This is a genomic window from Proteus sp. fly-1089 (assembly GCF_040138965.1).
GTDB classification, from domain to species: domain Bacteria; phylum Pseudomonadota; class Gammaproteobacteria; order Enterobacterales; family Enterobacteriaceae; genus Proteus; species Proteus vulgaris_B.
The window spans coordinates 108,824-133,685 of sequence record NZ_JBEETS010000005.1; the positions used below are offsets into that span (position 1 = coordinate 108,824).

The 24,862-nt window shown below is 39.2% G+C and carries 28 protein-coding genes; 14 read left to right on the forward strand and 14 right to left on the reverse strand.

Annotation, left to right across the window (positions count from 1 at the left end):
- Nucleotides 1–7 precede the first annotated feature (7 nt).
- The 8 genes from ABN080_RS12460 (at nucleotide 8) to ABN080_RS12495 (ending at nucleotide 6,006) form a co-directional block, all read left to right on the forward strand.
- Complete coding sequence (locus ABN080_RS12460) at nucleotides 8–178, forward strand: hypothetical protein (protein ID WP_176694712.1); 171 nt, start codon at nucleotides 8–10, stop codon at nucleotides 176–178.
- Nucleotides 178–1,113: an aspartate carbamoyltransferase gene (gene pyrB, locus ABN080_RS12465; protein ID WP_072069547.1), complete on the forward strand. Its 936-nt coding sequence runs from the start codon at nucleotides 178–180 to the stop codon at nucleotides 1,111–1,113. Before ABN080_RS12460 ends, pyrB begins: the two co-directional genes overlap by 1 nt.
- A gap of 13 nt (nucleotides 1,114–1,126) precedes the next feature.
- The gene (gene pyrI, locus ABN080_RS12470; protein ID WP_006535648.1) at nucleotides 1,127–1,585 is read left to right on the forward strand and encodes an aspartate carbamoyltransferase regulatory subunit; all 459 of its coding nucleotides are present in this window, start codon (nucleotides 1,127–1,129) and stop codon (nucleotides 1,583–1,585) included.
- 324 nt (nucleotides 1,586–1,909) lie between these two features.
- Nucleotides 1,910–2,296, forward strand: coding sequence for a RidA family protein (locus tag ABN080_RS12475; RefSeq protein ID WP_006535650.1), 387 nt, complete (start codon nucleotides 1,910–1,912; stop codon nucleotides 2,294–2,296).
- A 343-nt stretch (nucleotides 2,297–2,639) separates the two neighbouring features.
- On the forward strand, nucleotides 2,640–4,778 hold the full coding sequence (gene nrdD, locus ABN080_RS12480) for an anaerobic ribonucleoside-triphosphate reductase (RefSeq protein ID WP_349441196.1): 2,139 nt from the start codon (nucleotides 2,640–2,642) through the stop codon (nucleotides 4,776–4,778).
- Nucleotides 4,779–4,782: 4 nt separating this feature from the next.
- The gene (gene nrdG, locus ABN080_RS12485; protein ID WP_072069548.1) at nucleotides 4,783–5,247 is read left to right on the forward strand and encodes an anaerobic ribonucleoside-triphosphate reductase-activating protein; all 465 of its coding nucleotides are present in this window, start codon (nucleotides 4,783–4,785) and stop codon (nucleotides 5,245–5,247) included.
- 26 nt (nucleotides 5,248–5,273) lie between these two features.
- Complete coding sequence (locus ABN080_RS12490) at nucleotides 5,274–5,483, forward strand: hypothetical protein (protein ID WP_023583554.1); 210 nt, start codon at nucleotides 5,274–5,276, stop codon at nucleotides 5,481–5,483.
- 160 nt (nucleotides 5,484–5,643) lie between these two features.
- The gene (locus tag ABN080_RS12495) at nucleotides 5,644–6,006 is read left to right on the forward strand and encodes a hypothetical protein (protein ID WP_082151806.1); all 363 of its coding nucleotides are present in this window, start codon (nucleotides 5,644–5,646) and stop codon (nucleotides 6,004–6,006) included.
- A 24-nt stretch (nucleotides 6,007–6,030) separates the two neighbouring features.
- Here ABN080_RS12495 and ABN080_RS12500 read toward each other — a convergent pair whose 3' ends face one another.
- Complete coding sequence (locus ABN080_RS12500) at nucleotides 6,031–6,471, reverse strand: YhbP family protein (RefSeq protein WP_196554278.1); 441 nt, start codon at nucleotides 6,469–6,471, stop codon at nucleotides 6,031–6,033.
- Nucleotides 6,472–6,585: 114 nt separating this feature from the next.
- Nucleotides 6,586–6,837, reverse strand: coding sequence for a YdgH/BhsA/McbA-like domain containing protein (locus ABN080_RS12505; RefSeq protein ID WP_115351203.1), 252 nt, complete (start codon nucleotides 6,835–6,837; stop codon nucleotides 6,586–6,588).
- A gap of 286 nt (nucleotides 6,838–7,123) precedes the next feature.
- Between ABN080_RS12505 and ABN080_RS12510 the strand changes: the two genes are divergently transcribed.
- Nucleotides 7,124–7,414: a GIY-YIG nuclease family protein gene (locus ABN080_RS12510; RefSeq protein WP_196554277.1), complete on the forward strand. Its 291-nt coding sequence runs from the start codon at nucleotides 7,124–7,126 to the stop codon at nucleotides 7,412–7,414.
- Between the two features lie 15 nt (nucleotides 7,415–7,429).
- Here the strand turns inward: ABN080_RS12510 and ABN080_RS12515 are convergent, their stop codons facing one another.
- Nucleotides 7,430–7,936 carry a GNAT family N-acetyltransferase gene (locus tag ABN080_RS12515; RefSeq protein WP_196554276.1) on the reverse strand — a complete coding sequence of 169 codons (507 nt, stop codon included), beginning with the start codon at nucleotides 7,934–7,936 and terminating at the stop codon, nucleotides 7,430–7,432.
- Complete coding sequence (gene ubiT, locus ABN080_RS12520; RefSeq protein ID WP_072069553.1) at nucleotides 7,930–8,463, reverse strand: ubiquinone anaerobic biosynthesis accessory factor UbiT; 534 nt, start codon at nucleotides 8,461–8,463, stop codon at nucleotides 7,930–7,932. Before ubiT ends, ABN080_RS12515 begins: the two co-directional genes overlap by 7 nt.
- 216 nt (nucleotides 8,464–8,679) lie before the next feature.
- Between ubiT and ubiU the strand changes: the two genes are divergently transcribed.
- Both ubiU and ABN080_RS12530 read left to right on the forward strand, forming a co-directional pair.
- The gene (gene ubiU, locus ABN080_RS12525; RefSeq protein WP_340894810.1) at nucleotides 8,680–9,675 is read left to right on the forward strand and encodes a ubiquinone anaerobic biosynthesis protein UbiU; all 996 of its coding nucleotides are present in this window, start codon (nucleotides 8,680–8,682) and stop codon (nucleotides 9,673–9,675) included.
- Nucleotides 9,676–9,688: 13 nt separating this feature from the next.
- A complete protein-coding gene (locus ABN080_RS12530) occupies nucleotides 9,689–10,567 on the forward strand; it encodes a U32 family peptidase (RefSeq protein WP_196554275.1) in 879 nt (292 codons plus the stop codon).
- 121 nt (nucleotides 10,568–10,688) lie between these two features.
- Here the strand turns inward: ABN080_RS12530 and ABN080_RS12535 are convergent, their stop codons facing one another.
- From ABN080_RS12535 to ABN080_RS12545, 3 genes are read right to left on the reverse strand one after another with little or no spacing between them, the layout of a single operon-like run.
- The gene (locus ABN080_RS12535; protein ID WP_164525868.1) at nucleotides 10,689–11,849 is read right to left on the reverse strand and encodes an ABC transporter permease; all 1,161 of its coding nucleotides are present in this window, start codon (nucleotides 11,847–11,849) and stop codon (nucleotides 10,689–10,691) included.
- Nucleotides 11,849–12,994 (reverse strand): ABC transporter permease, encoded by a 1,146-nt coding sequence (locus tag ABN080_RS12540; protein ID WP_072069557.1) that lies wholly within the window; start codon nucleotides 12,992–12,994, stop codon nucleotides 11,849–11,851. The genes ABN080_RS12535 and ABN080_RS12540 overlap by 1 nt, the downstream gene beginning before the upstream one ends.
- A gap of 9 nt (nucleotides 12,995–13,003) precedes the next feature.
- Nucleotides 13,004–13,975 carry an HlyD family secretion protein gene (locus ABN080_RS12545; RefSeq protein ID WP_072069558.1) on the reverse strand — a complete coding sequence of 324 codons (972 nt, stop codon included), beginning with the start codon at nucleotides 13,973–13,975 and terminating at the stop codon, nucleotides 13,004–13,006.
- 234 nt (nucleotides 13,976–14,209) lie between these two features.
- Between ABN080_RS12545 and ABN080_RS12550 the strand changes: the two genes are divergently transcribed.
- Together ABN080_RS12550 and btsR are read left to right on the forward strand one after the other, a co-directional pair.
- Nucleotides 14,210–15,913 carry a sensor histidine kinase gene (locus ABN080_RS12550; protein WP_072069559.1) on the forward strand — a complete coding sequence of 568 codons (1,704 nt, stop codon included), beginning with the start codon at nucleotides 14,210–14,212 and terminating at the stop codon, nucleotides 15,911–15,913.
- A gap of 2 nt (nucleotides 15,914–15,915) precedes the next feature.
- Nucleotides 15,916–16,632 carry a two-component system response regulator BtsR gene (gene btsR, locus ABN080_RS12555; protein WP_072069560.1) on the forward strand — a complete coding sequence of 239 codons (717 nt, stop codon included), beginning with the start codon at nucleotides 15,916–15,918 and terminating at the stop codon, nucleotides 16,630–16,632.
- Between the two features lie 36 nt (nucleotides 16,633–16,668).
- Here the strand turns inward: btsR and ABN080_RS12560 are convergent, their stop codons facing one another.
- A complete protein-coding gene (locus ABN080_RS12560) occupies nucleotides 16,669–17,010 on the reverse strand; it encodes a hypothetical protein (protein ID WP_349441197.1) in 342 nt (113 codons plus the stop codon).
- 39 nt (nucleotides 17,011–17,049) lie between these two features.
- Between ABN080_RS12560 and ABN080_RS12565 the strand changes: the two genes are divergently transcribed.
- A complete protein-coding gene (locus tag ABN080_RS12565; protein WP_349441198.1) occupies nucleotides 17,050–17,451 on the forward strand; it encodes a hypothetical protein in 402 nt (133 codons plus the stop codon).
- 98 nt (nucleotides 17,452–17,549) lie between these two features.
- Here the strand turns inward: ABN080_RS12565 and ABN080_RS12570 are convergent, their stop codons facing one another.
- The 6 genes from ABN080_RS12570 to rbfA form a co-directional block, all read right to left on the reverse strand.
- The gene (locus ABN080_RS12570; protein WP_072069562.1) at nucleotides 17,550–19,433 is read right to left on the reverse strand and encodes a DEAD/DEAH family ATP-dependent RNA helicase; all 1,884 of its coding nucleotides are present in this window, start codon (nucleotides 19,431–19,433) and stop codon (nucleotides 17,550–17,552) included.
- A 171-nt stretch (nucleotides 19,434–19,604) separates the two neighbouring features.
- Nucleotides 19,605–20,492 carry a lipoprotein NlpI gene (gene nlpI / locus ABN080_RS12575; RefSeq protein ID WP_197269641.1) on the reverse strand — a complete coding sequence of 296 codons (888 nt, stop codon included), beginning with the start codon at nucleotides 20,490–20,492 and terminating at the stop codon, nucleotides 19,605–19,607.
- Nucleotides 20,493–20,604: 112 nt separating this feature from the next.
- On the reverse strand, nucleotides 20,605–22,734 hold the full coding sequence (pnp, locus tag ABN080_RS12580) for a polyribonucleotide nucleotidyltransferase (protein WP_349441199.1): 2,130 nt from the start codon (nucleotides 22,732–22,734) through the stop codon (nucleotides 20,605–20,607).
- Between the two features lie 254 nt (nucleotides 22,735–22,988).
- On the reverse strand, nucleotides 22,989–23,258 hold the full coding sequence (rpsO, locus tag ABN080_RS12585; RefSeq protein WP_023583571.1) for a 30S ribosomal protein S15: 270 nt from the start codon (nucleotides 23,256–23,258) through the stop codon (nucleotides 22,989–22,991).
- A 124-nt stretch (nucleotides 23,259–23,382) separates the two neighbouring features.
- A complete protein-coding gene (gene truB, locus ABN080_RS12590; protein WP_349439526.1) occupies nucleotides 23,383–24,336 on the reverse strand; it encodes a tRNA pseudouridine(55) synthase TruB in 954 nt (317 codons plus the stop codon).
- Entirely contained in the window at nucleotides 24,336–24,737 is a 402-nt protein-coding gene (gene rbfA / locus ABN080_RS12595; RefSeq protein WP_072069566.1) for a 30S ribosome-binding factor RbfA, read from the reverse strand. Before rbfA ends, truB begins: the two co-directional genes overlap by 1 nt.
- Between the last annotated feature and the right edge of the window lie 125 nt (nucleotides 24,738–24,862).

Below are 24,862 nucleotides of genomic sequence, written 5' to 3' on the forward strand. Positions count from 1 at the left end.
AGGAAAGATGAAACAGCGCCTATTCCAATTTTTCACAAAAACACGCACCTTAATGGGTCGCAAGCGCATTCACTTTTTTCCAATAGCCCAATTTTTTGAAACCCCTCTTATTGAGGGGTTTTTTTTGGCCTATAAGAAACCACTCATCGCACAATTCATCGCTAAAGGAGAACTCTAATGACTAATCCGCTCTACCAAAAGCATATTATCTCCATCAATGATCTGGACAGGGAAGATTTGGAAGCAGTTCTTCGCGTTGCTGATAAATTAAAACAGCAGCCTAATAACGAATTGTTAAAAGATAAAGTGATAGCAAGTTGCTTTTTTGAAGCATCAACACGAACTCGTTTATCATTTGAAACAGCGATCCACCGCCTTGGCGCATCTGTTGTCGGCTTTTCTGATGGAAGCAACACATCATTGGGAAAAAAAGGTGAAACATTAGCGGATACCATTTCTGTTCTACGCACTTATGCCGATGCCATTGTGATTCGCCATCCTCAAGAAGGTGCCGCACGTTTAGCCTCTGAGTTTGCTGGTGATATTCCTGTCCTAAATGCAGGTGATGGTGCAAATCAACATCCAACACAGACTTTACTGGATTTGTTTACCATTCAAGAAACACAAGGCCGTTTAGATAATCTCAATATCGCAATGGTTGGTGACTTAAAATATGGTCGAACTGTGCATTCACTGGCACAAGCATTAGCGAAATTTAAAGGTAATCATCTCTATTTTATCGCCCCTAAAGTGCTCGCGATGCCTGAGCATATTCTTCACTTGCTGGAAGAAAATGGTGTTGAATATAGCCAGCATGAAACAGTAGATGAAGTCATGCCAGAGCTGGATATTCTCTATATGACACGTGTACAAAAAGAACGTTTAGATCCTTCTGAATATGCAAATGTTAAAGCTCAGTTTATTTTAACTAGCGCTGATTTAGTGAATGTGAAAGATAATCTCAAGATTTTACACCCACTGCCGCGTATTGATGAAATCACAACGGATGTAGATAAAACACCTTATGCTTACTATTTCCAACAAGCTGGAAATGGTATCTACGCACGTCAGGCATTACTTGCCTTAGTTCTGAATAAAAACTTAGTTCTTTAATAAGGAGCACACCATGACACATGATCACAAACTAAAAGTTGAAGCTATCAAACGTGGGACTGTTATTGATCATATTCCAGCGCAGGTGGGCTTTAAAATTCTTTCACTGTTCCGTTTAACTGAAACTGATGAAAGAATAACCGTAGGTTTTAATTTACCTTCAGAAAATTTAGGTAAAAAAGACCTCATTAAAATCGAAAATGTCTTTTTAACCTCAGAACAAGCAAACCGTTTAGCAATGTATGCGCCACAAGCCACTGTCAATATTATCGATGATTACCAAGTGGTTAATAAGATGGCGTTAAGCTTACCTGAATTACTTGAAGATGTGGTGCCTTGTCCTAATAGCAACTGTATTAGTCATAACGAGCCAGTACAAAGTAGTTTCCGAGTCAAAAAACTGGCCTCAGATGTGGTATTAACCTGTAAATACTGTGAAAAAGAGTTCGAACGCCACGCGGTTATTCGTTAATTATCTTCACTATCTGCTCGCAAGGGCAGATAGTTTTTTATAAAAAGAGAATAATTACCTATTAAAAGCTTCAAGGCTATTTATATTAAAAATGAAAATAGCCTATCCTTTCTTTTTTATAAAAAAATTTACTATAACTTCGCCACTTTTATGGGCTAAAAATAGCGTCAAACCGCACTACTACTCTTCATTTATTTTCTTTTTATACTTACAGACTTTATGATAAAGCCTGACATCTGTCATATTGCTAACTTACAGCGCTGGCTATAATAGCGCCGTGCTAATCAAGCGTTAGTCTTAATCTTATAAAAACAGGAGTTCTACATGTCTTACGAAATTAATACCGATAAAGCCCCTGCAGCAATTGGCCCTTATGTACAAGGCGTTGATTTAGGTAATTTAGTGATCACTTCAGGTCAATTACCTGTTGATCCAGCTACAGGTGAATTTGTTTCTGATAATGCTGCAGAACAAGCTCGTCAGTCTTTAGAAAATGTAAAAGCAATTATTGAAAAAGCGGGTTTAACTGTTGCTAATATCATCAAAACTACTGTTTTCGTAAAAGATTTAAATGATTTTGGTACCATTAATGCCGCTTATGAAGCTTTCTTTAAAGAGCATAATGCAGCATTCCCAGCTCGTTCTTGTGTTGAAGTTGCTCGTTTACCAAAAGATGCAAAAGTAGAAATCGAAGTTATCGCTATCCGTTAATTTCATTTCAAGAATCGATCATAAAAAAGCAAAGGTCTCTTTATGAGCACTTTGCTTTTTTTATGTTCTCATTTTTTCATGATTAATTTATCGTTTCTGTTTTGGCGTATATTTACAATTCAGCTAACCCCTCTTGATGCCTGATGTAGCAAAAATACCTTGATTTAGATCAGTTTTAATGAAGATTATTTCCCTTTCAATTACTATATATTGTGCTTTAATACATCTCGATATACAACATATAGTAATTATACACATCTTATCCACAATAAGCCTGAATGCTGTGCCATCACCTGTTTTTATGGGATTTGAGCCTGTGGATAAATAGTTAAGGAGCAAGATTGTGAAAACCATAGTGATAAAACGAGACGGATGTAAAGTCTCTTTTGACCAAACCCGCATCAGCGATGCTATCAAAAGAGCCGCCGTAGCTTGTGAGATCACTGATGATGATTATTGCGATTCTGTCGCGCAATCCGTTTCACAATCTCTCGCAGGACGTTCGAATGTCGATATCCGTGAGATCCAAGACGCCGTAGAAAATCAGCTGATGGCTGGCGAGCATAAAGATGTCGCCAGAGCCTACATTGAATACCGTCATGACCGGGATGTTGCCCGTGAGCAACGCGGAAGATTAACTCAGGAAATTCGAGGTCTTATCGAACAAAGCGATGTCTCTATTCTTCATGAGAATGCGAATAAAGACAGTAAAGTTATCCCTACCCAACGTGATTTACTTGCGGGTATTGTGGCTAAACATTACGCAAAATTGCATATCCTGCCAAGAGATGTGGTACTCGCTCATGAGCGAGGTGAAATTCATTATCATGATCTCGATTATTCACCGTTTTTCCCTATGTTTAACTGTATGCTAATTGACCTTAAAGACATGTTAAACAATGGCTTTAAAATGGGGAATGCAGAAATAGAGCCTCCTAAATCTATTTCAACAGCAACCGCAGTAACAGCACAAATTATTGCACAAGTGGCGAGCCATATTTATGGTGGTACAACGATAAATCGTATCGATGAAGTATTAGCGCCATTTGTAAAATCAAGTTATGACAAACACTATAAAGTAGCGCAAGAGTGGCAAATTGCTGATAAAGAAGCCTATGCCAATGCGCGCACTGAAAAAGAATGTTATGACGCATTCCAATCTTTAGAGTATGAAGTTAATACACTACATACCGCTAATGGACAAACGCCATTTGTCACTTTCGGCTTTGGTCTTGGTACGTCAAAAGAAGCGCGTCTAATTCAACGTTCTATCCTTGAAAACCGTATGGCTGGTTTAGGCAAAAACCGCAAAACAGCTGTCTTCCCTAAACTTGTTTTTGCCATCAAAGATGGCTTAAACCATAAGTTCGGTGATCCTAATTACGATATCAAACAACTTGCGCTTGAATGTGCAAGTAAACGAATGTATCCGGATATCTTAAATTACGATCAAGTGGTTAAAGTAACGGGATCATTTAAAACTCCAATGGGTTGCCGTAGCTTCTTAGGTGTTTACGAAGAAAATGGTGAAATGATCCACGAAGGCCGTAATAACCTAGGTGTTATCAGTCTGAACTTACCGCGTATTGCCATTGAAGCCCAGGGTGACGAAGCCGCATTCTGGTCACTACTTGATGACCGTCTTGAATTAGCTAAAAAAGCGCTAATGACACGTATTGCACGTTTAGAAAATGTTAAAGCACGTGTTGCCCCAATTCTTTATATGGAAGGTGCATGTGGCGTGCGCTTAAAAGCAGACGATAACGTGTCTGAAATCTTTAAAAATGGCAGAGCGTCAATTTCATTAGGTTATATCGGTGTTCATGAAACCATCAATGCACTGTTTGGTACTGAAAAACACGTTTTTGATGATGAAACCTTAAGAGAAAAAGCGGTGGCGATTATTAATCGCCTACGTGAAGCAACAGACCAATGGAAAGCAGAGACTGGCTATGGCTTCAGTCTTTACAGCACACCGAGTGAGAACTTATGTGATCGTTTCTGTCGTTTAGATGCGGCTGAATTCGGCATTCTACCGGGTGTAACAGATAAAGGTTATTACACCAATAGCTTCCACTTAGATGTTGAGAAAAAAGTAAATCCATACGACAAACTGGATTTTGAAGCACCTTATCCTCCATTAGCCAATGGCGGTTTTATTTGCTATGGCGAATATCCAAACTTACAACATAACCTTAAAGCATTAGAAGACGTGTGGGATTACAGCTATACCCGTGTTCCTTACTACGGCACAAACACCCCAATTGATGAATGTTATGACTGTGGCTATACCGGTGAATTCTCTTGTACTAGCAAAGGCTTCACTTGCCCGCGTTGTGGTAATCACAACCCCGCGAGAGTCTCTGTTATTCGCCGTGTCTGTGGATATTTAGGTAGTCCAGATTCACGCCCATTTAATGCAGGTAAGCAAGAAGAAGTTAAACGCCGTGTAAAACATCTGGCAAATGGTCAGTTAGGTTAAGATTGTGAATTACCATCAATATTACCCTGTTGATGTTGTGAATGGTGAAGGTACACGTTGCACCCTGTTTGTTGCAGGGTGCATACACCAATGCCGAGGCTGTTATAACAAATCAACGTGGTCATTAACGTCAGGTAAGCCGTTTACCCAAGAGATGGAAGATCAGATCATTGCTGATCTACAAGACAATCGTATTAAACGCCAAGGATTATCACTTTCAGGTGGCGATCCTCTACACCCTCAAAATCTTTCTGCTATATTAAAATTGGTAAAACGCGTTAAAACGGAATGCCCTGAGAAAGATATTTGGGTTTGGACTGGCTACTTACTGGCTGACTTAACCCCAGAGCAGCAAGAAGTCGTTAACTATATTAACGTACTGATTGATGGGAAGTTCGTGCAAGAACTTTATGATCCCGCATTACTGTGGCGTGGTAGTAGTAATCAGGTGATCCATAAATTGAAATAATACACATTGAATTAACTGGAGGATGTATGCCTTTAAGTGATAATAAATATGTAAGCTTTTCTGAAGATCATGAGCTGAACTACCATTTAAAAAAATGGGGTAAAAAGCAGTCTAAAGCGAATCGAGAACAACTCGTGAAGCTAGGTACCGAATTGAAAAAGAAACTCGGTGCTAAACATCTCCAGCATACTGAAATAGATGCTGAGATAGAAAAAAATCTTTCATCATTTGAGTAACGCCTAAAAGCCCATTTCATAATGGGCTTTTTTCTTTCATCATTATCATTTAATCACCTCCGTTATCAAATGCGAATCATTTTCAAAAAAGATAGTCAGAGTGATTAGTTTTGTTTTATTATTAACACTCTTAACTATTCTTTTTATGATGATATTTGATATGAAATTAGCACTCTTCCCTTTATTTTCAATAGTTTTACTTTCTGGTTGTAGCAGTACTTGGGAACCTAAAGGTGCATCAGATTACACATTACAAGAAGCTAAAATGCTTTGTGAACTTGATGCGAATACTCGCTACCCTATTCGTAAAGAAGTACTACAACGTACTGTTTATCGCGATGTACAAAAAACATGTCGTAAAGATGATAAAGATCACTGTGGGGATAAAAAAACCTACACTGAACGTGTACCAATGACAGAAAGCTATGTTGAAGACATTAATCAAGAAGACAGAAAAACCTTCTACACCTCTTGTATGTCTTTAAAAGGGTGGGAACAAAAAAGTCATTATTTTTGGGAATAATAAGAAGTTAAGAACATAAGAGGCTTAATGACGTTGCCAATACAGCTTAGTCCCAAAACCTAACTGATTATTGACCATCTTAATTTCTTGTAATTGTAATTCCCATAAAGGCACATGGATGGCGGCTAATGCGACAGGAAAACGTAAACAATAATGTTTTCTTGCGTTGATGTCGTCCTTACCTGCCAGTAAAGCAACAGAACCTGTGAATTGAATACCTTGTAGATCGGATACTGCAATTTCTTGTGTGCTAATACTCCCTGCAACTAATAAATTTTCCTGCATCATTTGAGCATGACGAGTTTTCTTTTCAGAAAGGAAAACGAGCCTCATCTGACATTCATCAAACCAATAAAAACAATTAGCACACCAAATATCACTCAATGAACATGTTGTACATAAGGTGAACACATAGTTATTGTGTATATATTGTTTAATTAATTTGATCGAGTCTAGAGAAGTCATTATATACCTGCATAGAAACAAAAAGAGACGCTGTTTAGATGATAATTATATCATCAAAACGAGCGTCTTACCGCGTGTCTCTTATTACAGATTATTTATCGAAAATAGTTAAAATTAACGATAAATTTCAGCATTAACAGTGAGGTAATCTTCACCAGTTGCGCCAACAACTTTAAAGCCTTTTGCTCCTTCATCTTTTGCGATTTGAGCAATTTTGGTGGTTAAGCCATCTAAAGTATCACTACCTGTGATTGTGATATACTCACCATTGACAGAAGGACTTTTTGATACGCTATCAGCAGCCATTGAACCAAATGAAATAGCACTTAAAGCGAATGTTGCAGCGATTAATGTAGATTTTTTCATAATAAACTCCAATTTAATTCTAATTTTGTAAGATATCGCGGAGTGTGTCTCTGTGATGTGGATCATATTATGCGCTTTAATTTAACTTTAAAATTAGCAATAATTGCTGTTCATTTTCAAAAAAATTGAATGTTATTTTTTAAATTATAAATTTTATTGTCACAAAAATTTCACAACATATTGATATATTTAATAGATTTATTTTTGACATGGTTTAAATTACTCACTTCAAAAACTAAGAAATATTATTTATCAAAAGAAAAAGTAGCACGAAAAGGAAAAAATGATGGCTGACACAATGTGGTCACTCTATATTGTTAGAAATCGTCTTGGCTATCTTTATACCGGGATCACAACAAATGTTGAGCGCCGTTTTCAACAGCATCAGGATGGAACTGGCGCGAAAGCATTAAAAGGAAAAGGACCTTTATTATTAGAATTTTATTGTCAGGTTGGCGATAGGCAACGAGCCTCTCAGCTTGAATACCAATTAAAGCAGTTAAAAAAATGGCAAAAAGAAAAGCTGATCACAGACCAGCCTTCAGACATTGCACTGTATTTAATACAGGATAAATAAAATGAGTTAAGCGGATCAGCTAAACTGGTCAAATAAAGGTGAGTAGTTGACTAAACCGTGGATCTCTTCAACATTGCCATTATCTAACGCATAAAGCTGAAATGCCTCTTCTGTATCAGGCCATTTGCAATGTAAGCCTTGAGATTTAGCAGGAATAAAACCCGATACTTGATAGTATTTAGGATCTCCCAACACTACGACTGCGCCATACCCAAATTCATTTAGGCTATCTAGCCCTTCATTAATCAGTTGGCGTCCAATACCTTGGTTTTGGAACTCTGGTGCAACAGCAAGTGGCGCAAGACCAACCCACTGACAATCTATTCCATCAACATCAACTGGTGTAAAACCGATATAGCCAACTAATTGGCCTTCATCGCTAATAGCCACCATGCCTAATGTTAATAGACCTTCTTCACGTAAATGCCCGACTAAATCAGCTTCAGGGCTTGTCGGAAACACTTGACGTAAAAGGCTATCAATAGCAGGAATATCAACAGGAATTTCAACACGTATTAGCATGAAGTTGAGCTCAGTTCATGGCTGTGCATTTTGTCTTCAGTTTCTTCTTGAAGTCCACTTTTTACAAATTCAGCCAGTTGTAATAAACCAAAACGCAACACAGATGGCATTGAGTCTAATTCAATTGCATCCATCAGGTTCTTAACATATAACCCGAGTTCTGTATCACCCTCAATTTGTAGACGGCGTTGGAAAAATAAGGTGTCAGGATCTTCTTTGCGAGCTGCAATTAAAATAAGATCATTAGCATTACCACTAAAGCTGACATCTTCTTTTTCTAAGCGACTAACCACTAATTTATCATCACGAACACTGATAAACCACTGTAAATGTAAGTCTCTTATCTCTACTTTTAGCCATTTATCTTCTAAAAAGTGTAAATCACCTTCTGCAAGAGATTCACGAAACTGCCAACTTAAAAACTGTTCTAAAATATCGCGTTGCAAAGCAAATGGGGTAACTTGTAAAGGGTAACGTAAAAAACGAGGCCCCTCTTTTACCAAATGGGTACGAATTTTGTTAAACACGTTCGGACTCCTATAAATAAATTTAGGGGCTATTGTGCCAGAAATGAACAGATATTCTGCGATCCTATATCAATATTCTGTTAATCCATTGTTCGCTTTTTGAGTTCATTGATTTTACTTAAGTAAAAAACAAACTTCTCTGCCTTAAATCAAAACCTTTTTTTATCTTACTCATTACAATTTCCGATCATTCTTAATTTCTAAAGGGAAGTGAAGATGGAATTGCTGTGCCCTGCGGGTAATTTACCTGCCTTAAAAGCAGCCATAGATAATGGTGCGGACGCCGTTTATATCGGCTTAAAAGATGATACTAATGCAAGACATTTTGCAGGTTTGAATTTCACAGAAAAGAAGCTACAAGAAGCAGTTAATTATGTTCATCGCCACCAGCGAAAACTACATATTGCAATAAACACCTTTGCTCACCCTAATGGATTTGAACGCTGGCAAAAGGCCGTTGATATGGCGGCATCTTTGGGTGCTGATGCGCTTATTTTGGCAGATATTGCGATGCTAGAATATGCGGCTGAGCGTTATCCTCATATTGAACGCCATGTTTCTGTACAAGCCTCAGCAACCAATACACAGGCAATTGAGTTTTATCAACGCAATTTTGATGTTGCTCGTATTGTTCTTCCTCGTGTTCTATCTATTCATCAAGTGAAACAATTAGCACAAACTAGCCCAGTACCTTTAGAAGTTTTTGCCTTCGGAAGCTTGTGTATTATGGCTGAGGGCCGATGCTATCTTTCTTCCTACTTAACCGGTGAATCACCCAATACGGTAGGTGCTTGCTCTCCTGCGCGTTTTGTACGCTGGCAACAGACACCACAAGGAATGGAATCTCGCCTTAATGATGTCCTGATAGATCGCTATGCGCCTGATGAAAATGCAGGCTACCCAACACTGTGCAAGGGACGCTATTTTGTTGATGACCATTGTTATCATGCATTAGAAGAGCCAACTAGCCTAAATACCCTTTCTCTATTACCTGAATTAATGGCAATGAATATTGCTTCTGTCAAAATTGAAGGTCGCCAGCGCAGCCCCGCTTATGTCACAGAAGTCGCAAGAGTTTGGAGAACGGCAATTGATCAATGTAAGAAAGATCCCCAAAGCTTTAGCACTGATCCTCGTTGGATGAATGCCTTAGGAAAAATTTCAGAAGGAACACAAACAACATTGGGTGCTTATCACCGTAAATGGCAATAATAAGGATAAGAAAATGAAATATGCATTAGGCTCTGTACTTTATTATTGGCAAAAATCTACACTCGAAGCGTTCTATGAAAAAGCAAAACAATGTGATGCTGATATTATCTATTTAGGCGAAACAGTTTGCAGTAAACGCCGAGAAACTAAACCTCAAGATTGGATTAATCTCGCCAAAGAAGTCGCGAAAAGTGGCAAACAAGTGGTTCTTTCTACCTTAGCGTTATTACAAGCACCTTCTGAGTTGAAAGAAATTACTAAGCTGGTTGATAACGGCGAGTTTTTAATTGAAGCCCATGATTTTGGCGTCATCAATATGCTTTATGAGCGCAATCTTCCTTTTGTTGCGGGTCACGGATTAAATTGCTACAACGCTTATGCGCTACGTTTATTGTATAAACAAGGCATGATACGTTGGTGTATGCCTGTAGAACTTTCTCGTGAATGGCTAAGTAACCTTCTAAACCAATGTGAAACATTGGATATTAGGAATAAATTTGAAGTCGAAGTCTTGGCTTATGGACATCTTCCTTTAGCTTATTCAGCACGTTGTTTTACTGCTCGTTCTGAAAATCGCTCTAAAGATGATTGTGAAACTTGTTGCCAAAAATACCCACAAGGCCGTGAAGTATTATCACAAGAAAATCAGCAAGTTTTTGTATTAAATGGTATTCAGACACAAAGCGGTTATTGTTACAACTTGGGTAACGATCAAACATCAATGGCAGATTTAGTGGATATTATCCGGCTTTCACCTGAATCTGACGCTATTTTTGATACCTTGCAACAATTTCGCCAAAATGCAGAAGGCCAACATCCTCTTACAACTATCCATCACCATGACTGTAATGGTTATTGGCGTAAACTAGCTGGATTGGAGTTGGTAGAATAAGTCTTTTATCCACTCTGTTTCATCTATAATAGAGTGGATTTGTCATGTTCTAAGTCAACTACTCTTAGCGTTAGCTGGCGCCTCATTTAAATAAATCTTGAGATATTTCTTGAATTAAAACCTATTTAGATCCACGGTGATGTAACCAATGTTTAAATTGGTGTGTAATATGTCTTAACTCACCATTACGTAGCATACCCACCAGCACACCTAATACCGTATAAATCACACCTAAAACAAGCATCATCACGATATCACCTAATATACTTTGGAATGACAGCCCCATTTGGTTAATCCCTGCCATCGCGTTTACAGCCCATGTAGACGGTAATGCAGATGAAATAGCAAATACCCAATCTGGCATTGCTTGTAATGGCCAGATCGTGCCAGAAATATAGAATACTGGCGTTGTTACAAAGGCTAATGTCAGATAAATCATCTCAACACTGCGTAAGCATTCTGTAATTAATTTACCTAACCCTAGGACCGCTAATAAGAATGGAAATGTCAGCATCCAGACTTGATAAAGTGGAGCCTCTTGGCGATAACCCAATACCCAAGGCCATAATGCAAAGAACACTGCCGATAAGAATAACCAGATCGGAATAAGTGCAGATAATGCCCCTAAATAAACTGCTAATGGTGGTTTTCCTTTTGGTGTACTTCTCACCGCAATACTGACACGCACACAGGCAATTAAAAGGGAGTGTTGCAATAACATAACTAATAGACCAGGAAAAATAATCGCAGCAAAACTAACACCAGGGTTATACATTGCGATCGTTTCACCTTGGATAGGTTTTAGCAAAATCGTTGATTGTTCAATGCTAAAACCAGCATTTCTCAAAATACGACCATTATAAGCATCTAATAGCTGCTGATAAGCCAACATTAATTCTTGCTGAATTTGCCCACTGGCAAGTCGGTTTGTGGCATCACCAAACACAGGAACAGTGACATCTTTACCATTAAGAAGTTTCTTTTCAAAATTCGTTGGCACAATAATGATGGCAAATAGCTCGCGCATGATCATATCGTGGCGAGCTTCATCTAAACTATCGTAATTCTTGATACTGAGCTTTGGTGTTGCATTTAATGAGCGAATAAGAGAGTAGCTCGCAGGGCTGTGATCTTGATTAATGACCGCAACGGGTAGATCCCATAATACGGGTTTAGCATAAACCAAACTCATAACGCAAAGTGACACAATCAATAGCATCCACATCGGTTTTTCTAACATACCGAGTAATACACGCTTAAAGGTTTGGAAATACATTTGCATCATGCAACACCTACCTGTAATTCTAATCGTTTAAAAATACGTTTACGAACTAAGAAGGCGATAGCAAAAGGATAAATCAGCAAGAGCGAACAAACATACAAAATACCTTGTAGTGATACTTCTCTTAAGAAGATATCAAACATCGCATTTAAAGCATGTGTTAAAGGCTCTAGATTAGAGATAATTTGTGCAGGCAATATCATGGAAAGTTCTGGTACCGCCATACCTGAAAAAGCTAAGGCAATACTCACTAACATACCTATCATACTGTATGCAGTGATCGCACTATTGGTAAACGCAAAAAGCAGTAACCCCACACTTTGTGCCGCGATAATATAAAAGAACCCAACAAGTACCATATAGAGTGGATTGCCATTTACTTTGGCACCTGAAAAATGCACCAATGCTGCAAGCTCTATAATTAATAATGTTAAGAAAAATAACGTATAAGGAGAAAGTTTACCAATCAATGCAAACGTAAAAGGCTTAATATTCAACAGCATATTTCCTCGTGACAACGAATAAATCGTGCAGGTCACGACAAATAACTGAAGCATATGGATCGTAGCGGCAAATTGCTGATAATAGATATAACTACCGCTGGCATTAAATAAGCTGTCATAAGAAAGCGTGACTTTTGCCAATGGCGGTACAGGCTTATTCATTTCTTGTGCTAAAACAGTGCGATACTGTGCATTAAGTTCTGCAATAAGGCCACTAAAATCCTGTATCGCGTAACTCCCCGCGGCATAATACAACCCATTGTAATACATCCGTGTAGTGGGTTGCTTTCCTGCTAATACATCACTTTCAAAATGGCGAGGAATGGTCAATATAGCGTAATCTTTTGCACTACCTAACCGCTCCATTGCTGTACGAGGGTTGCCATCTAGTGTATTTAATTGCGCATGGGAGCCAGCATTTAAGTCTCTGATCAGTGTTCTCGATAATGGGCTATTATCGTTATTGATCACTGAAACGGGCAAATTCAGCAATGTACCTTCAGAAAAGTTAGCACTAATTAACGTGAATAACATCAATGGAAACAGCCAGCTCAGCCAGTGAAAAACGGGGCTACGAACTGCCATATGAGTTTCTCGTGAAAATGCGCTACTAAAGCCACGCCAAGCTGCTTTTACTCTCATTATTCGCCCTTATTTATCCCAGCGCCATAACGCACTCATTCCAGGACGTAGTCCCTCAATCGGCGTCACAGGATACAGTCGAATTTCAAACGTTTTTAAATCGAAATCACCCGTTGCTCTTGTCGCTCTTTTTGTTGCGTAGTCACCCATCGGAGCGATATAGCGAATTTCCGCTTCGACTTCTTTGTTGCCCAGAGCAGGAATAATGATAGTAATGCGATCACCTTTGCGAATATCCGCTAAAATATCTTCGCGAAGGTTATAAACAAAATAGGCATCAGGAATGCGAATGAGTGTCGCAAGTGGGCTATTAGCATTAAAAAGCTCACCAATTTCTGCCGGAATTGGCCCAACCTCACCATCAACAGGTGCTTTGACGTGTAAATCGTCTTGTTGGATCTTCAGCTCGATAAGTTGTTGTTCTGCTTGTTGTACCGCAGCCATGTATTTATGACGTAACTCAATGCGATCGCCATTTTTAGCTTCATCTAATTCTGCTTGGGCAGCTCTTACTCGTTGTGATGCAACATCACGACTACGACGTGCATTGTCCAGCTCGGTTGCTGAGACATAACCTTGATTAGCTACTGCGTTAATACGCTGATAATCGCGTGTCGCATTACTAGCTTCTACTTTGGCTTGAGATAACACTGCTTCTAAATTACGAATGCTCTCTTCTCTTGTGCCATGTAGTGACAAATCTAATTGAGCTTGCGCTTGTGCTTTCGCCGCTTCGAGTGCCGCAACTTGTGCATTAAGTTCAGGGCTTTCTAATGTGATCATTAATTGCCCGGCTTTGACATCATCACCTCGCTCTATATGGCGCTCAATTACACGGCCTTTAGCTTTTGAGGCAACAATCACTTCTGGTGCATCGACTTCCCCTTGCAGTAATAAATATTGATTATGCGCGCGGAAAAGTACGGCTAATGCAATTAGTATTAGCATTAATAAAATAAGATAAATGGTTCTTTTTTTCATATAACGATTAGACCTTAATAGTGAAGTAGAACACTCACTGACAGAGTTATATTACACAATAACTCAGAATTTCTTTAAGAATTTTGTGCGCCAGATCACTGATGCAAAGGAATATTTTCTTTGAAAGCGCGATTAAGTTACTCTTATATCAAACTTTATCGCCTAATTAATAGCCCCGTTTTATCTGAACTTTTTATATTAATCAGATGAAAAAGAGAACGGTACTCAATACCTATGTATGAATTTGATCTTATTTTGCTGTTATTACAGCAAATGTGTGTTTATTTAATTATTGCTTGGTTTTTAAGTAAAACACCTCTATTTACGCCACTTTTACAGGTCACGATAAAGCTACCTCATAAGTTGATGTGCTACGTCATTTTCTCTATTTTTTGCATTATGGGTACCTATTTCGGATTGCACATTAATGACTCTATTGCTAACACTCGTGCGATTGGCTCCGTCTTAGGGGGATTACTCGGCGGCCCATATGTTGGCTTTCTTGTTGGCTTTACGGGAGGATTACATCGTTATTCTCTCGGAGGTATGACAGCACTGAGTTGTATGGTTTCTACTATCGCAGAGGGATTAATTGGTGGATTAGTTCACCGTTATTATGTCAAACGTGGCCAAATGCATCGAATATTTAATCCATGGACTGCGGCAGCGGTAACTTTCTTTGCCGAAATAATACAGATGAGTATTATTTTATTATTAGCCCGCCCGTTTAATGAAGCACTTGCCTTAGTTAAGGATATTGCAGCGCCAATGATTGTTGCAAACACTATTGGTGCGGCAATGTTTATTAGAATATTACAAGATAGACGGGCAATATTTGAAAAATACACCAGCGCTTTCTCAGCGCAAGCATTAAAAATTGCCGTTTGCACCGAAGGTATTTTGCGTAAAGGATTTAATCAAGACAATAGCACTCGAGTTGCAAAAGTCATTTATCAAGAATTAAGAGTCAGTGCTGTTGCTATTACTGATAGAGAGAAACTGCTCGCCTTTATTGGCATTGGCGCTGACCACCATTTACCTGGTACCCCTATTTCATCAGAACAATCGAAGCAGGCAATTAATAATAATGAAGTTGTTTATGCTGACGGGAATGAAACTCCGTATCGTTGCACTCTTTCTCCTCATTGCAAGCTAGGATCAACCTTAGTTATTCCGCTAAGAGGTGAAAATAACCAAGTCATTGGGACAATAAAACTCTATGAAGCTAAAAATCGCCTGTTTAGTTCAATTAACCGTACTTTAGGGGAAGGTATTGCCAGCTTATTATCTGCACAAATTCTGGCAGGGCAATATGAGCGAAATAAACAATCACTTTTAGAATCAGAGATTAAACTTCTACATGCACAAGTAAATCCACATTTTCTTTTTAATGCGTTAAATACACTACAAGCCGTTATTCGTCGTGATAGTGAACAAGCAAAACAATTAGTTCAATTTCTTTCTGCTTTCTTTCGTAAGAACTTAAAAAGACCGGAAGCAGTTGTGACATTAAGTGATGAAATCGAACATGTAAATGCTTATTTGCAAATTGAAAAAGCCCGTTTTCAAGATCGTTTACAGATTGATATTCACATTCCAGAAACTTTAGCCAATGCTCGTTTACCGGCTTTTTCGCTTCAGCCGATGGTCGAAAATGCAATTAAACATGGAACATCACAGTTATTAGACACCGGAAAGATTACAATTAGAGCGCACCAAGAGCATCATCTGATCATTATTGAAATCAGTGATAATGCGGGGCTTTATCGACCTCAATCTTCTTCCCATGAATTAGGATTAGGCATGAGGTTGGTGGATAAGCGATTAAAATTACGCTATGGCGAGCTTTATGGTGTTTTAGTCGAATGCCAAGCTGATGAATATACAAAGGTGAAAATTTGCTTACCTCTAGAAAAAAGCATGGATAACGTTACATAACAATGAATATATTAATCGTTGATGATGAGCCACTAGCTCGTGAGAATTTACGTTGTTTACTTGAAGTTGAAAAGGATATTCATATTATTGGCGAATGCAGTAATGCTATTGAAGCCATAGGAGAAATACATCGTAAAAAACCTGATGTTGTTTTCCTTGATATTCAAATGCCTCGCATTACTGGACTTGAAATGGTCACAATGCTAGATCCCGAACATCGCCCTTATATTGTTTTTTTAACTGCATTTGAAGAATATGCGATCCAAGCCTTTGAAGAACATGCTTTTGATTATTTACTCAAACCTTTAGAGCAGGAACGTCTCACAAAAACATTAAACCGTTTACGCCAAGGTAATAAACAAAATATTGATTTATTAACTCCGCCAGAGGAACGCTTAAAATGCATTCCATGTACCGGACATAGCCGTATTTGGTTAATGCCAATTGATGAAGCCATATTTGCCACCTCAAGACTCAGTGGTGTTTATGTCACGAATAATCAAGGCCAAGAAGGTTTTACTGAATTAACACTACGTACACTAGAAACACGCACACAATTAGTTCGTTGTCATCGCCAATATTTAGTCAATATGGATTATGTTAATGAGATTATTTTTGGTGATAATGGGCAAGCTGAACTGATCTTACACAATAACAGCCAAATTCCTGTTAGCCGTCGATATCTAAAACCGTTAAAAGAAGCGATTGGCTTAAGTTAATTAATAAAATCCCATAATAAATGAGTATTTAGATAATTATAAGTATTGTTCTAAATACTCATCAAAAACTTGTTGGTACTGCTTACGGTTAAAAATAAGTTGTTTAATCGGAGTAATTCCATGTTCATCAAGCTCTAGGTCATCTTCTCTATCTAAACCATCTTCATAAGTAATATTATTCCATTGCACATAATCTTTCGTAATATCTAAATCACAAGAAATCACAGAGCAATAATCACAACCACAACGGCAACGATATAGCACCAGCCTATTATTATCTAATTGGGTATAAAGTGGTTTAATACCTAAAAACTGCTCTATTTTGCTACAAATAATTTTATGGCGATCGTAATTAGGGGAACAAGCTTTATCAACCACAATAAGGTCTAAATCAAAGTCTGAAAAGCGCAAATCTGTTTGTTTATTGGATGTACTAATTTAAAATATAAAATCACTCATGAAAGTGATAAAAATCAGTGTGAATTATCACGCTATTTTTTAAATAAAACATTAATATTGGAACCTAATCATGGAGTAGCTCTTTTCTATCAAGCTGCTGTTTTTGAAAATGGTTATGGTGTTGAAAAAGATATTCCTCAAGATTTAAACAAAGCTAAAGAATATGCAAAATGGACTGCTGAAAATGGTAGTAAAGAATATCAAGAATATATAAAAAAATGGGATTACATTTTATTTTCTCTAGAATTAAAGACAAAATTAAAAGAATGTAAAAGAAGTGGGGTAGATGCATCTATATGCATCCGCAGAAGTAATAATGCACTCATGGAATATGCCAATAAAATGTACCCAATGGAATAACTATTTATCTCTACTTTATAAAAAAACCAGCCAACTTTCATTGACTGGTTTTATTTTTTATCATCAACTCAATTTAAAATTAAGTTAATTACCAACTCTTATTGGTTATGAGAACTGCTACGACGACGTGGAGTACCTTCGTTGTTACGACCACGGAAGTTACCGCGCTCGCCACCACGATCGTTGCTACGCTCACCACCGCGGTCATTATTACCACGACGTTGTGGTTGATCACCATTGTTAAAACGACGACCACCTTGTGGTTGACCATCACGACGGCTATTATTACGACGCTCACGGAAAGGCTGAGATTGAGCATCACCCACTAATTGCATATTCAGTGGTTTGTTCATGATACGTGTACGTGTAAAGTGGCCTAATAAGTCAGTTGGCATACCTTTTGGTAACTCGATTGTTGAGTGAGAACCATACAGTTTGATATTACCAATATAACGGCTGCTAATATCGCCTTCGTTAGCAATTGCACCGACGATATGACGAACTTCAACACCATCATCACGACCCACTTCAATACGGTATAAATCCATTTCACCAGCATCACGACGTTCACGACGAGGAGCACGTTCACGATCGTTATCACCGCGACGACGATCATCACGATCGTTAAATTCACGACGAGGGCGACGAACTGGATCAGGTGGCAGGATAAGCGCACGCTCACCTTGAGCCATTTTCAATAATACCGCAGCCAGTGTTTCCATATCTAACGCTTCTTCGCCTTGTGGAGCTAATTTAGGTAACAGAGCGCGATATTGGTCAAGGTTGCTTGTTTCTAATTGCTGAGCAATTTGCTGTGCAAATTTTTCCTGACGACGTTGGCTGATAAGTTCTGCATTTGGCAGTTCTACTTCAGGGATAGTCATCTTCATTGTACGTTCGATATTACGCAGTAAACGACGTTCACGGTTATCAACGAATAAAATTGCACGACCCGCACGACCCGCACGACCTGTACGACCAATACGGTGAACATAAGATTCTGAATCCATAGGGATATCATAGTTCACAACAAGGCTAATACGGTCAACGTCAAGACCACGAGCGGCAACGTCAGTTGCGATAAGAATATCTAAACGACCATTCTTCAGACGCTCTAAGGTTTGCTCACGCAGTGATTGGTTCATATCACCATTCAATGCAGCACTGTTATAACCATTACGCTCTAATGCTTCTGCAACTTCTAATGTTGCATTTTTGGTACGTACGAAAATAATCGCCGCATCAAAATCTTCCGCTTCTAAGAAACGAATTAATGCTTCATTTTTACGTGCACCAAATGTCATCCAGTAACTTTGGCTGATGTCTGGGCGAGTTGTTACGCTGCTTTGAATGCGAACTTCTTTAGGATCATTCATGAAACGACGTGTAATACGACGAATAGCTTCTGGCATTGTTGCAGAGAACAGCGCAGTTTGGTGTTCTGCTGGGATCTTACTTAAGATATTTTCAACATCTTCAATAAAGCCCATACGTAACATTTCATCAGCTTCATCTAAAACTAAACCTTTCAGTTTAGATAAATCTAATGTGCCACGATTTAAATGGTCTAATAAACGACCTGGTGTACCTACAACCACTTGTGGCCCTTGGCGTAATGCACGTAATTGAACGTCATAACGCTGACCACCATACAGTGCAACTACATTTACTTTTGGTAAATGCTTAGAGAAATCTTCGATGGCTTCAGCAACCTGAACAGCGAGCTCGCGAGTTGGTGCTAAAACTAAAATTTGTGGTGCTTTTAATGATTCATCAAGATTGTGTAATAACGGCAGGCTAAATGCAGCGGTTTTACCACTACCAGTCTGTGCCATACCTAAAACATCATTGCCGTTTAAAAGGAAAGGAATACATTGTTGCTGAATTGGAGAAGGCTTCTCGTAGCCTAAGTCATTCAGTGCAGTCAAAATAGGTGCTGATAAACCTAGATCAGCAAAAGTCATATCGGTTTCAGTAGTCATGTCACTGTGCCTCATTCATTATGGCAGCCAGTTGACATAACATACCGCATGGTTTGTCGGTCTTTATCATCTAAAATGTGAACTGGCTCAAATTATATTATTAAACGAACAAACAAGCCCTCATCCTATGCAGATGATGGCTTTCAAACTGATCAGAGAAATGTTCGTCAGCTATTGCTGGTCCGATTCCGCTAGGTCTTCTTGTTGGCCTAACAGTGCTAATTCCAACAATGCGTAGCGGTGCTCAACAAAGTTATGTGCGTTGTTGGCAACCGTCAGCTTGAATAACGCTTCTGCGCTATCCATGTCCCCCAGACTTAGGTAATACTTACCTAAATAGAAGTTAGTTTCACTAAGATGCTCAGCGAGCGAAGTGTTATCGGTTGAGGCTTCATGTAGTTTTGACATTAACGCTTTTTCATTAATGTTGCCTAAATAAAACTCAACTATATTCCATCCCCATTGCCCCGTTTTATCCGCCTGCTGGTATCGCTGTTTTAACTGTTGTTTAGCTAAATCAGTGTTTATCTCTTTTTCGACAAGATATAACCAAAGCGAACGAATGGGGTCATTTGGATCGACCTGATAAAACGCCTGCAGATCATCCTGCGCCAATTTCAATCGGCCACCGTAGTATAAAGCGATACCACGATTAAAACGCGCATTATTGTAAGTTGGATCAAGCTCTAAAACAGAATCAAACGCTTCATAAGCAGCATCATAGTTCGCTGCTTGCGTAAAATAGATACCTAGAAAATTAAAAATTTCTAGCATATCTGGTCTTATTGATAGCGCCATTGAAAAATCATTACGCGCTAAAGCTCGTAAACCGAGACTATCATACAGCACACCACGCTCATATAAAAGCTGTGCGTATTCATCTTCGGTTAATGAGCGACTCGCAAGAATTTGTTCTATACGAGCCAATATCACTTCTTGTTGTAAAGAAGGTTGTAATGGAGTGGCGAAAATCGCATTCTGACGCCATTCTGGACTAGTGCTGCATCCGGAAATAAAGATGAAAACAGCAATAGAACAACTGCGCAGAAATGTTTTCATTTCTCACTCCCAAAGTCAGACCTTTCAACAAAAAGCGTTCTGGACGTCCTACTTGTCAATCATAATAAGTCTCTACCGATACCTATGTCTAGATATCGGTAGTAGAATATCATTAATTCGCAGAATCTTCAGAAGAAGTTTCTGTTGCTTCCTGCTGATTAGCTTGAGCTTCTTTCATGCTTAAGCGAATACGGCCTTGGCGGTCAATTTCCAGCACTTTAACTGGAACTTCTTGGCCCATTTCCAAGTAATCACTCACTTTCTCAACACGTTTATCTGCAATTTGAGAAATATGAACAAGGCCTTCTTTACCGCCACCGATAGCAACAAACGCACCGAAATCTACGATACGAGTTACTTTACCGTTATAGATACGGCCCACTTCAACTTCAGCTGTGATTTCTTCGATACGAGCAATTGCCATTTTAGCTTGCTCATTGCTTGTTGCCGCAATCTTCACAGTACCATCATCTTCAATTTCGATAGTTGTGCCCGTTTCTTCCGTTAATGCACGGATAACTGAACCGCCTTTACCGATAACATCTTTGATTTTGTCTGAATTAATTTTGATAGTATGAATACGTGGTGCGAATTCAGAAATATCAGCACGAGGTTGGCTAATAGCATCTTCCATAACACCTAAAATATGTAGACGTGCGCTTTTCGCTTGGTTTAACGCAACTTGCATAATTTCACGTGTGATACCTTCGATTTTGATATCCATTTGTAATGCGCTGACACCGTTACGGCTACCCGCAACTTTAAAGTCCATATCGCCTAAATGGTCTTCATCACCCAGAATATCGGAAAGAACAACAAAGTTGTCGCCTTCTTTTACCAAACCCATTGCAATACCAGCAACAGATTCTTTAATTGGCACACCCGCATCCATCAGTGCTAAAGAAGCACCACATACAGACGCCATTGAAGATGAACCATTTGATTCAGTGATTTCAGAAACCACGCGAACAGTATATGGGAATTCTTCAATAGTAGGCATTACTGCTAATACACCACGTTTCGCTAAGCGGCCATGGCCAATTTCGCGACGTTTTGGCGAGCCCATCATACCTGTTTCACCAACAGAGTATGGAGGGAAGTTATAATGTAGTAAGAAGGTATCAGTATGCTCACCCATGATATCATCAATATTTTGAGCATCACGCGCAGTACCTAATGTCGCGGTTACTAAAGCCTGTGTTTCACCGCGTGTAAACAGCGCTGAACCGTGAGTACGTGGTAATAAACCTGTGCGGATATCTAATGCACGTACCATATCTTTTTCACGACCATCGATACGAGGTTCACCTGCTAATACACGGGCACGAACAATGTTTTTCTCTAAGCTAGAGAATAGATCGTTGATTTCACCTTCATCTAAGGTTTCATCTTCAGCTAATAACGTTGCAACAACTTCATCGCGAATTGCTTCGATTTGTTCATAGCGTTCTTGTTTTTCAGTAATACGGTAAGCATCACCGATGCGCGCTTGTGCTAATTCTGCAATGCGATCATGTAAAGTTTGGTTAACGGCCTCGGGTGCCCAATCCCATTTTTCTTTACCGACTTCTGCAACTAATGCATTGATATTTTCAATCACAACTTGTTGTTGATCATGGCCAAATACCACTGCACCTAACATTTCTTCTTCTGATAATAAATCAGCTTCTGATTCTACCATCAGCACTGCACCCGCAGTACCTGCAACCACCAAGTCTAATTTACTTACTTTTAGTTCATCAACGGTCGGGTTAAGAACATATTGACCATCGATGAAACCAACACGAGCACCACCGATAGGACCATTAAATGGAACACCTGACAGAGCTAATACAGCAGAAGCACCAATCATTGCAACAATATCTGGGTTAACTTGTGGGTTAACAGAAACAACAGTAGCAACAATTTGGATTTCGTTTAAGAAACCTTCTGGGAATAATGGACGTAGAGGACGGTCAATTAAACGTGCAATTAATGTTTCGCCTTCACCTGGGCGACCTTCACGACGGAAGAAACTACCAGGAATACGACCAGCAGCGTATGAACGCTCTTGGTAGTTCACTGTTAATGGGAAGAAATCTTGACCCGCTTTAACTTTTTTCTTTGCAACAACGGTAACAAAAACAGCAGTGCCGTCCATGTCAACCATAACAGCAGCTGTTGCTTGACGAGCCATCATACCCGTTTCGATTGAAACCGTATGTTGACCGTATTGAAATTTACGAACTGTAGGATTCAGCAAAATAATATCCTTTATCTTATTGTCGCCAGATGTTTAGCGACGATGAATGATCTTTTCTCCGCTACGTCCCCTCGCGACTAATGAAAATCTTTATTTACTACCTAGCAATAAAAACTTTCATTAGCCGCGCGAATTGTCGTAACTAGAGAGACTAAATAACAATCACCACATTAAAACATAACGACTAATATTAAAAATAGCACTTTCTAGTAGAAAAGGGGCCAACAGGCCCCTTTCCACTGAAACTCGCTTGATTAGCGACGCAGACCTAAACGTTCAATCAGTGCAGAGTAACGAGCAACATCTTTACGTTTCAGGTAGTCCAGCAGATTACGACGGCTGGAAACTTTACGTAGCAGACCACGACGGCTGTGGTGATCTTTTTTGTGCTCTGAAAAGTGACCTTGCAGGTGGTTGATTTCTGCAGTCAGCAGTGCAATCTGAACTTCGCTTGAGCCAGTATCGTTAGCATCACGACCAAATTCAGCAACGATTTGTGCTTTCGCTTCAGTACTTAGAGACATAATAAACTCCAATTTAATTAAAATTTTTAGGGTAGCCAATCTCTAATTCAGCTACCCAACTCAGCCACCTAAACAGATAGCCGCATTATTCTACGCTTCAAACACTTTTAGCGCAAGATTGCTATTAAGTGTTATCTTGTGCGCTATAGTCTACAACGACTCTTTTCGGAGCAACTAGGCCATCTTTAATGATAGCAAGACCAATGAATTTTTTTTCATCACCTTCAGTTACTCTCACCCATTCGCCTTCATTGATATCATGATTAACGCGAACAGGCTGTCCCAGCTTGAGATAACCCGCAATAATCGTGGTTAAATTCACGACAGGGAAATGGGCAACAGCGGTATCCATAGGCAATAACAGTGCATCAAGTGCTGTGAAAGGATCTTCTTGTGCAGTTTGTGCATTTTCTATCATCGCTCTTAATTGCTCTAACGTTACCATTCGCTCTTTAGGATAATCTGCAACTTCTAATCGCCGTAAGAAAATAACGTGGGCACCACATTGTAATTTCTCACCGAGATCATCAATGATAGTCCGGATATACGTTCCTTTAGAACAATGAATTTCTAGTTCTAATTCGTCACCTTCCCAGCGAATAAACTGAAGTTCATAAACGGTAATCGGTCTTGCTTCTCGCTCAACTTCTATGCCTTGTCTTGCATATTCATAAAGCGGTTTACCTTGATGCTTTAAAGCAGAGTACATTGAAGGAACCTGCAATGTTTCACCACGAAAGCTCTCTAAGGCATCGTCTAAAGCTTGTTGCGTAAATTGCACTGGGCGCTCTTGGATAACTTCACCATGCGCATCAGAAGTATCTGTTCGTTGGCCTAAGCGGGCAATAACACGATAACGCTTATCCGAATCCAATAGAAACTGTGAAAACTTCGTTGCTTCACCTAAACAAATAGGTAGCATACCTGTTGCTAAAGGATCCAATGCCCCCGTATGTCCTGCCTTACTGGCATTAAACATACGGCGGACTTTTTGGAGTGCGTCGTTAGAGGAAATATCTTGGGGTTTATCGAGTAGCAATACGCCGTTAATCTCACGCCCCTTACGACGACGCCCCATTATTCTTCCTCTTTATGACGACGCTCTTCGTCGTTTTTAACGACATTAGAAACTAAGTTAGACATGCGCATACCTTCAACTAATGAGTTGTCATAAGCAAATGTCAGTTCTGGCACAATACGTAAACGCATTGCTTTACCTAATAATGAACGAATAAAACCTGCCGCTTCATTCAAGGCAGTTAAGCCATCATCAACCATCTCTTCTTCGCTTTTTTCACCACCAGATAAGTTCAAGAAGGTGACAAACACTTTGGCATAAGCCAAATCGCGAGAAATTTCAACGCCAGATACAGTGGCCATTCCAATACGTGGATCTTTCACTTCACGCTGTAGAATGATGGCGATTTCTTTTTGCATTTCCTGAGAAACACGCTGACTACGGCTAAAATCTCTTGCCATTTTATCTCTCCCTGACAATAGGGTATTGCCCTGATTGCCACTATTAATTCAGATCTAAAATCAATGATATCTAAAGAGTATACATGAAGTGGTATTTAACAACCGCTTTCTCTGATTTCTTTCTT

Excerpts from the sequence above, each read along its gene's own strand:
- rpsO (WP_023583571.1), bottom strand. The coding sequence starts at position 23,258 with ATGTCTCTAAGTACTGAAGCGAAAGCACAAATCGTTGCTGAATTTGGT.
- ABN080_RS12535 (WP_164525868.1), bottom strand. The coding sequence starts at position 11,849 with ATGCAAATGTATTTCCAAACCTTTAAGCGTGTATTACTCGGTATGTTA.
- ABN080_RS12545 (WP_072069558.1), bottom strand. The coding sequence starts at position 13,975 with ATGAAAAAAAGAACCATTTATCTTATTTTATTAATGCTAATACTAATT.
- pyrI (WP_006535648.1), top strand. The coding sequence starts at position 1,127 with ATGACACATGATCACAAACTAAAAGTTGAAGCTATCAAACGTGGGACT.
- ABN080_RS12475 (WP_006535650.1), top strand. The coding sequence starts at position 1,910 with ATGTCTTACGAAATTAATACCGATAAAGCCCCTGCAGCAATTGGCCCT.
- ABN080_RS12570 (WP_072069562.1), bottom strand. The coding sequence starts at position 19,433 with ATGACTACTGAAACCGATATGACTTTTGCTGATCTAGGTTTATCAGCA.
- ABN080_RS12510 (WP_196554277.1), top strand. The coding sequence starts at position 7,124 with ATGGCTGACACAATGTGGTCACTCTATATTGTTAGAAATCGTCTTGGC.
- ABN080_RS12495 (WP_082151806.1), top strand. The coding sequence starts at position 5,644 with ATGAAATTAGCACTCTTCCCTTTATTTTCAATAGTTTTACTTTCTGGT.
- ABN080_RS12530 (WP_196554275.1), top strand. The coding sequence starts at position 9,689 with ATGAAATATGCATTAGGCTCTGTACTTTATTATTGGCAAAAATCTACA.
- ABN080_RS12515 (WP_196554276.1), bottom strand. The coding sequence starts at position 7,936 with ATGCTAATACGTGTTGAAATTCCTGTTGATATTCCTGCTATTGATAGC.
- pyrB (WP_072069547.1), top strand. The coding sequence starts at position 178 with ATGACTAATCCGCTCTACCAAAAGCATATTATCTCCATCAATGATCTG.
- rbfA (WP_072069566.1), bottom strand. The coding sequence starts at position 24,737 with ATGGCAAGAGATTTTAGCCGTAGTCAGCGTGTTTCTCAGGAAATGCAA.
- ubiU (WP_340894810.1), top strand. The coding sequence starts at position 8,680 with ATGGAATTGCTGTGCCCTGCGGGTAATTTACCTGCCTTAAAAGCAGCC.
- ABN080_RS12550 (WP_072069559.1), top strand. The coding sequence starts at position 14,210 with ATGTATGAATTTGATCTTATTTTGCTGTTATTACAGCAAATGTGTGTT.
- truB (WP_349439526.1), bottom strand. The coding sequence starts at position 24,336 with ATGGGGCGTCGTCGTAAGGGGCGTGAGATTAACGGCGTATTGCTACTC.
- ABN080_RS12540 (WP_072069557.1), bottom strand. The coding sequence starts at position 12,994 with ATGAGAGTAAAAGCAGCTTGGCGTGGCTTTAGTAGCGCATTTTCACGA.
- ABN080_RS12500 (WP_196554278.1), bottom strand. The coding sequence starts at position 6,471 with ATGACTTCTCTAGACTCGATCAAATTAATTAAACAATATATACACAAT.
- ABN080_RS12460 (WP_176694712.1), top strand. The coding sequence starts at position 8 with ATGAAACAGCGCCTATTCCAATTTTTCACAAAAACACGCACCTTAATG.
- nlpI (WP_197269641.1), bottom strand. The coding sequence starts at position 20,492 with ATGAAAACATTTCTGCGCAGTTGTTCTATTGCTGTTTTCATCTTTATT.
- ABN080_RS12505 (WP_115351203.1), bottom strand. The coding sequence starts at position 6,837 with ATGAAAAAATCTACATTAATCGCTGCAACATTCGCTTTAAGTGCTATT.
- ABN080_RS12490 (WP_023583554.1), top strand. The coding sequence starts at position 5,274 with ATGCCTTTAAGTGATAATAAATATGTAAGCTTTTCTGAAGATCATGAG.
- btsR (WP_072069560.1), top strand. The coding sequence starts at position 15,916 with ATGAATATATTAATCGTTGATGATGAGCCACTAGCTCGTGAGAATTTA.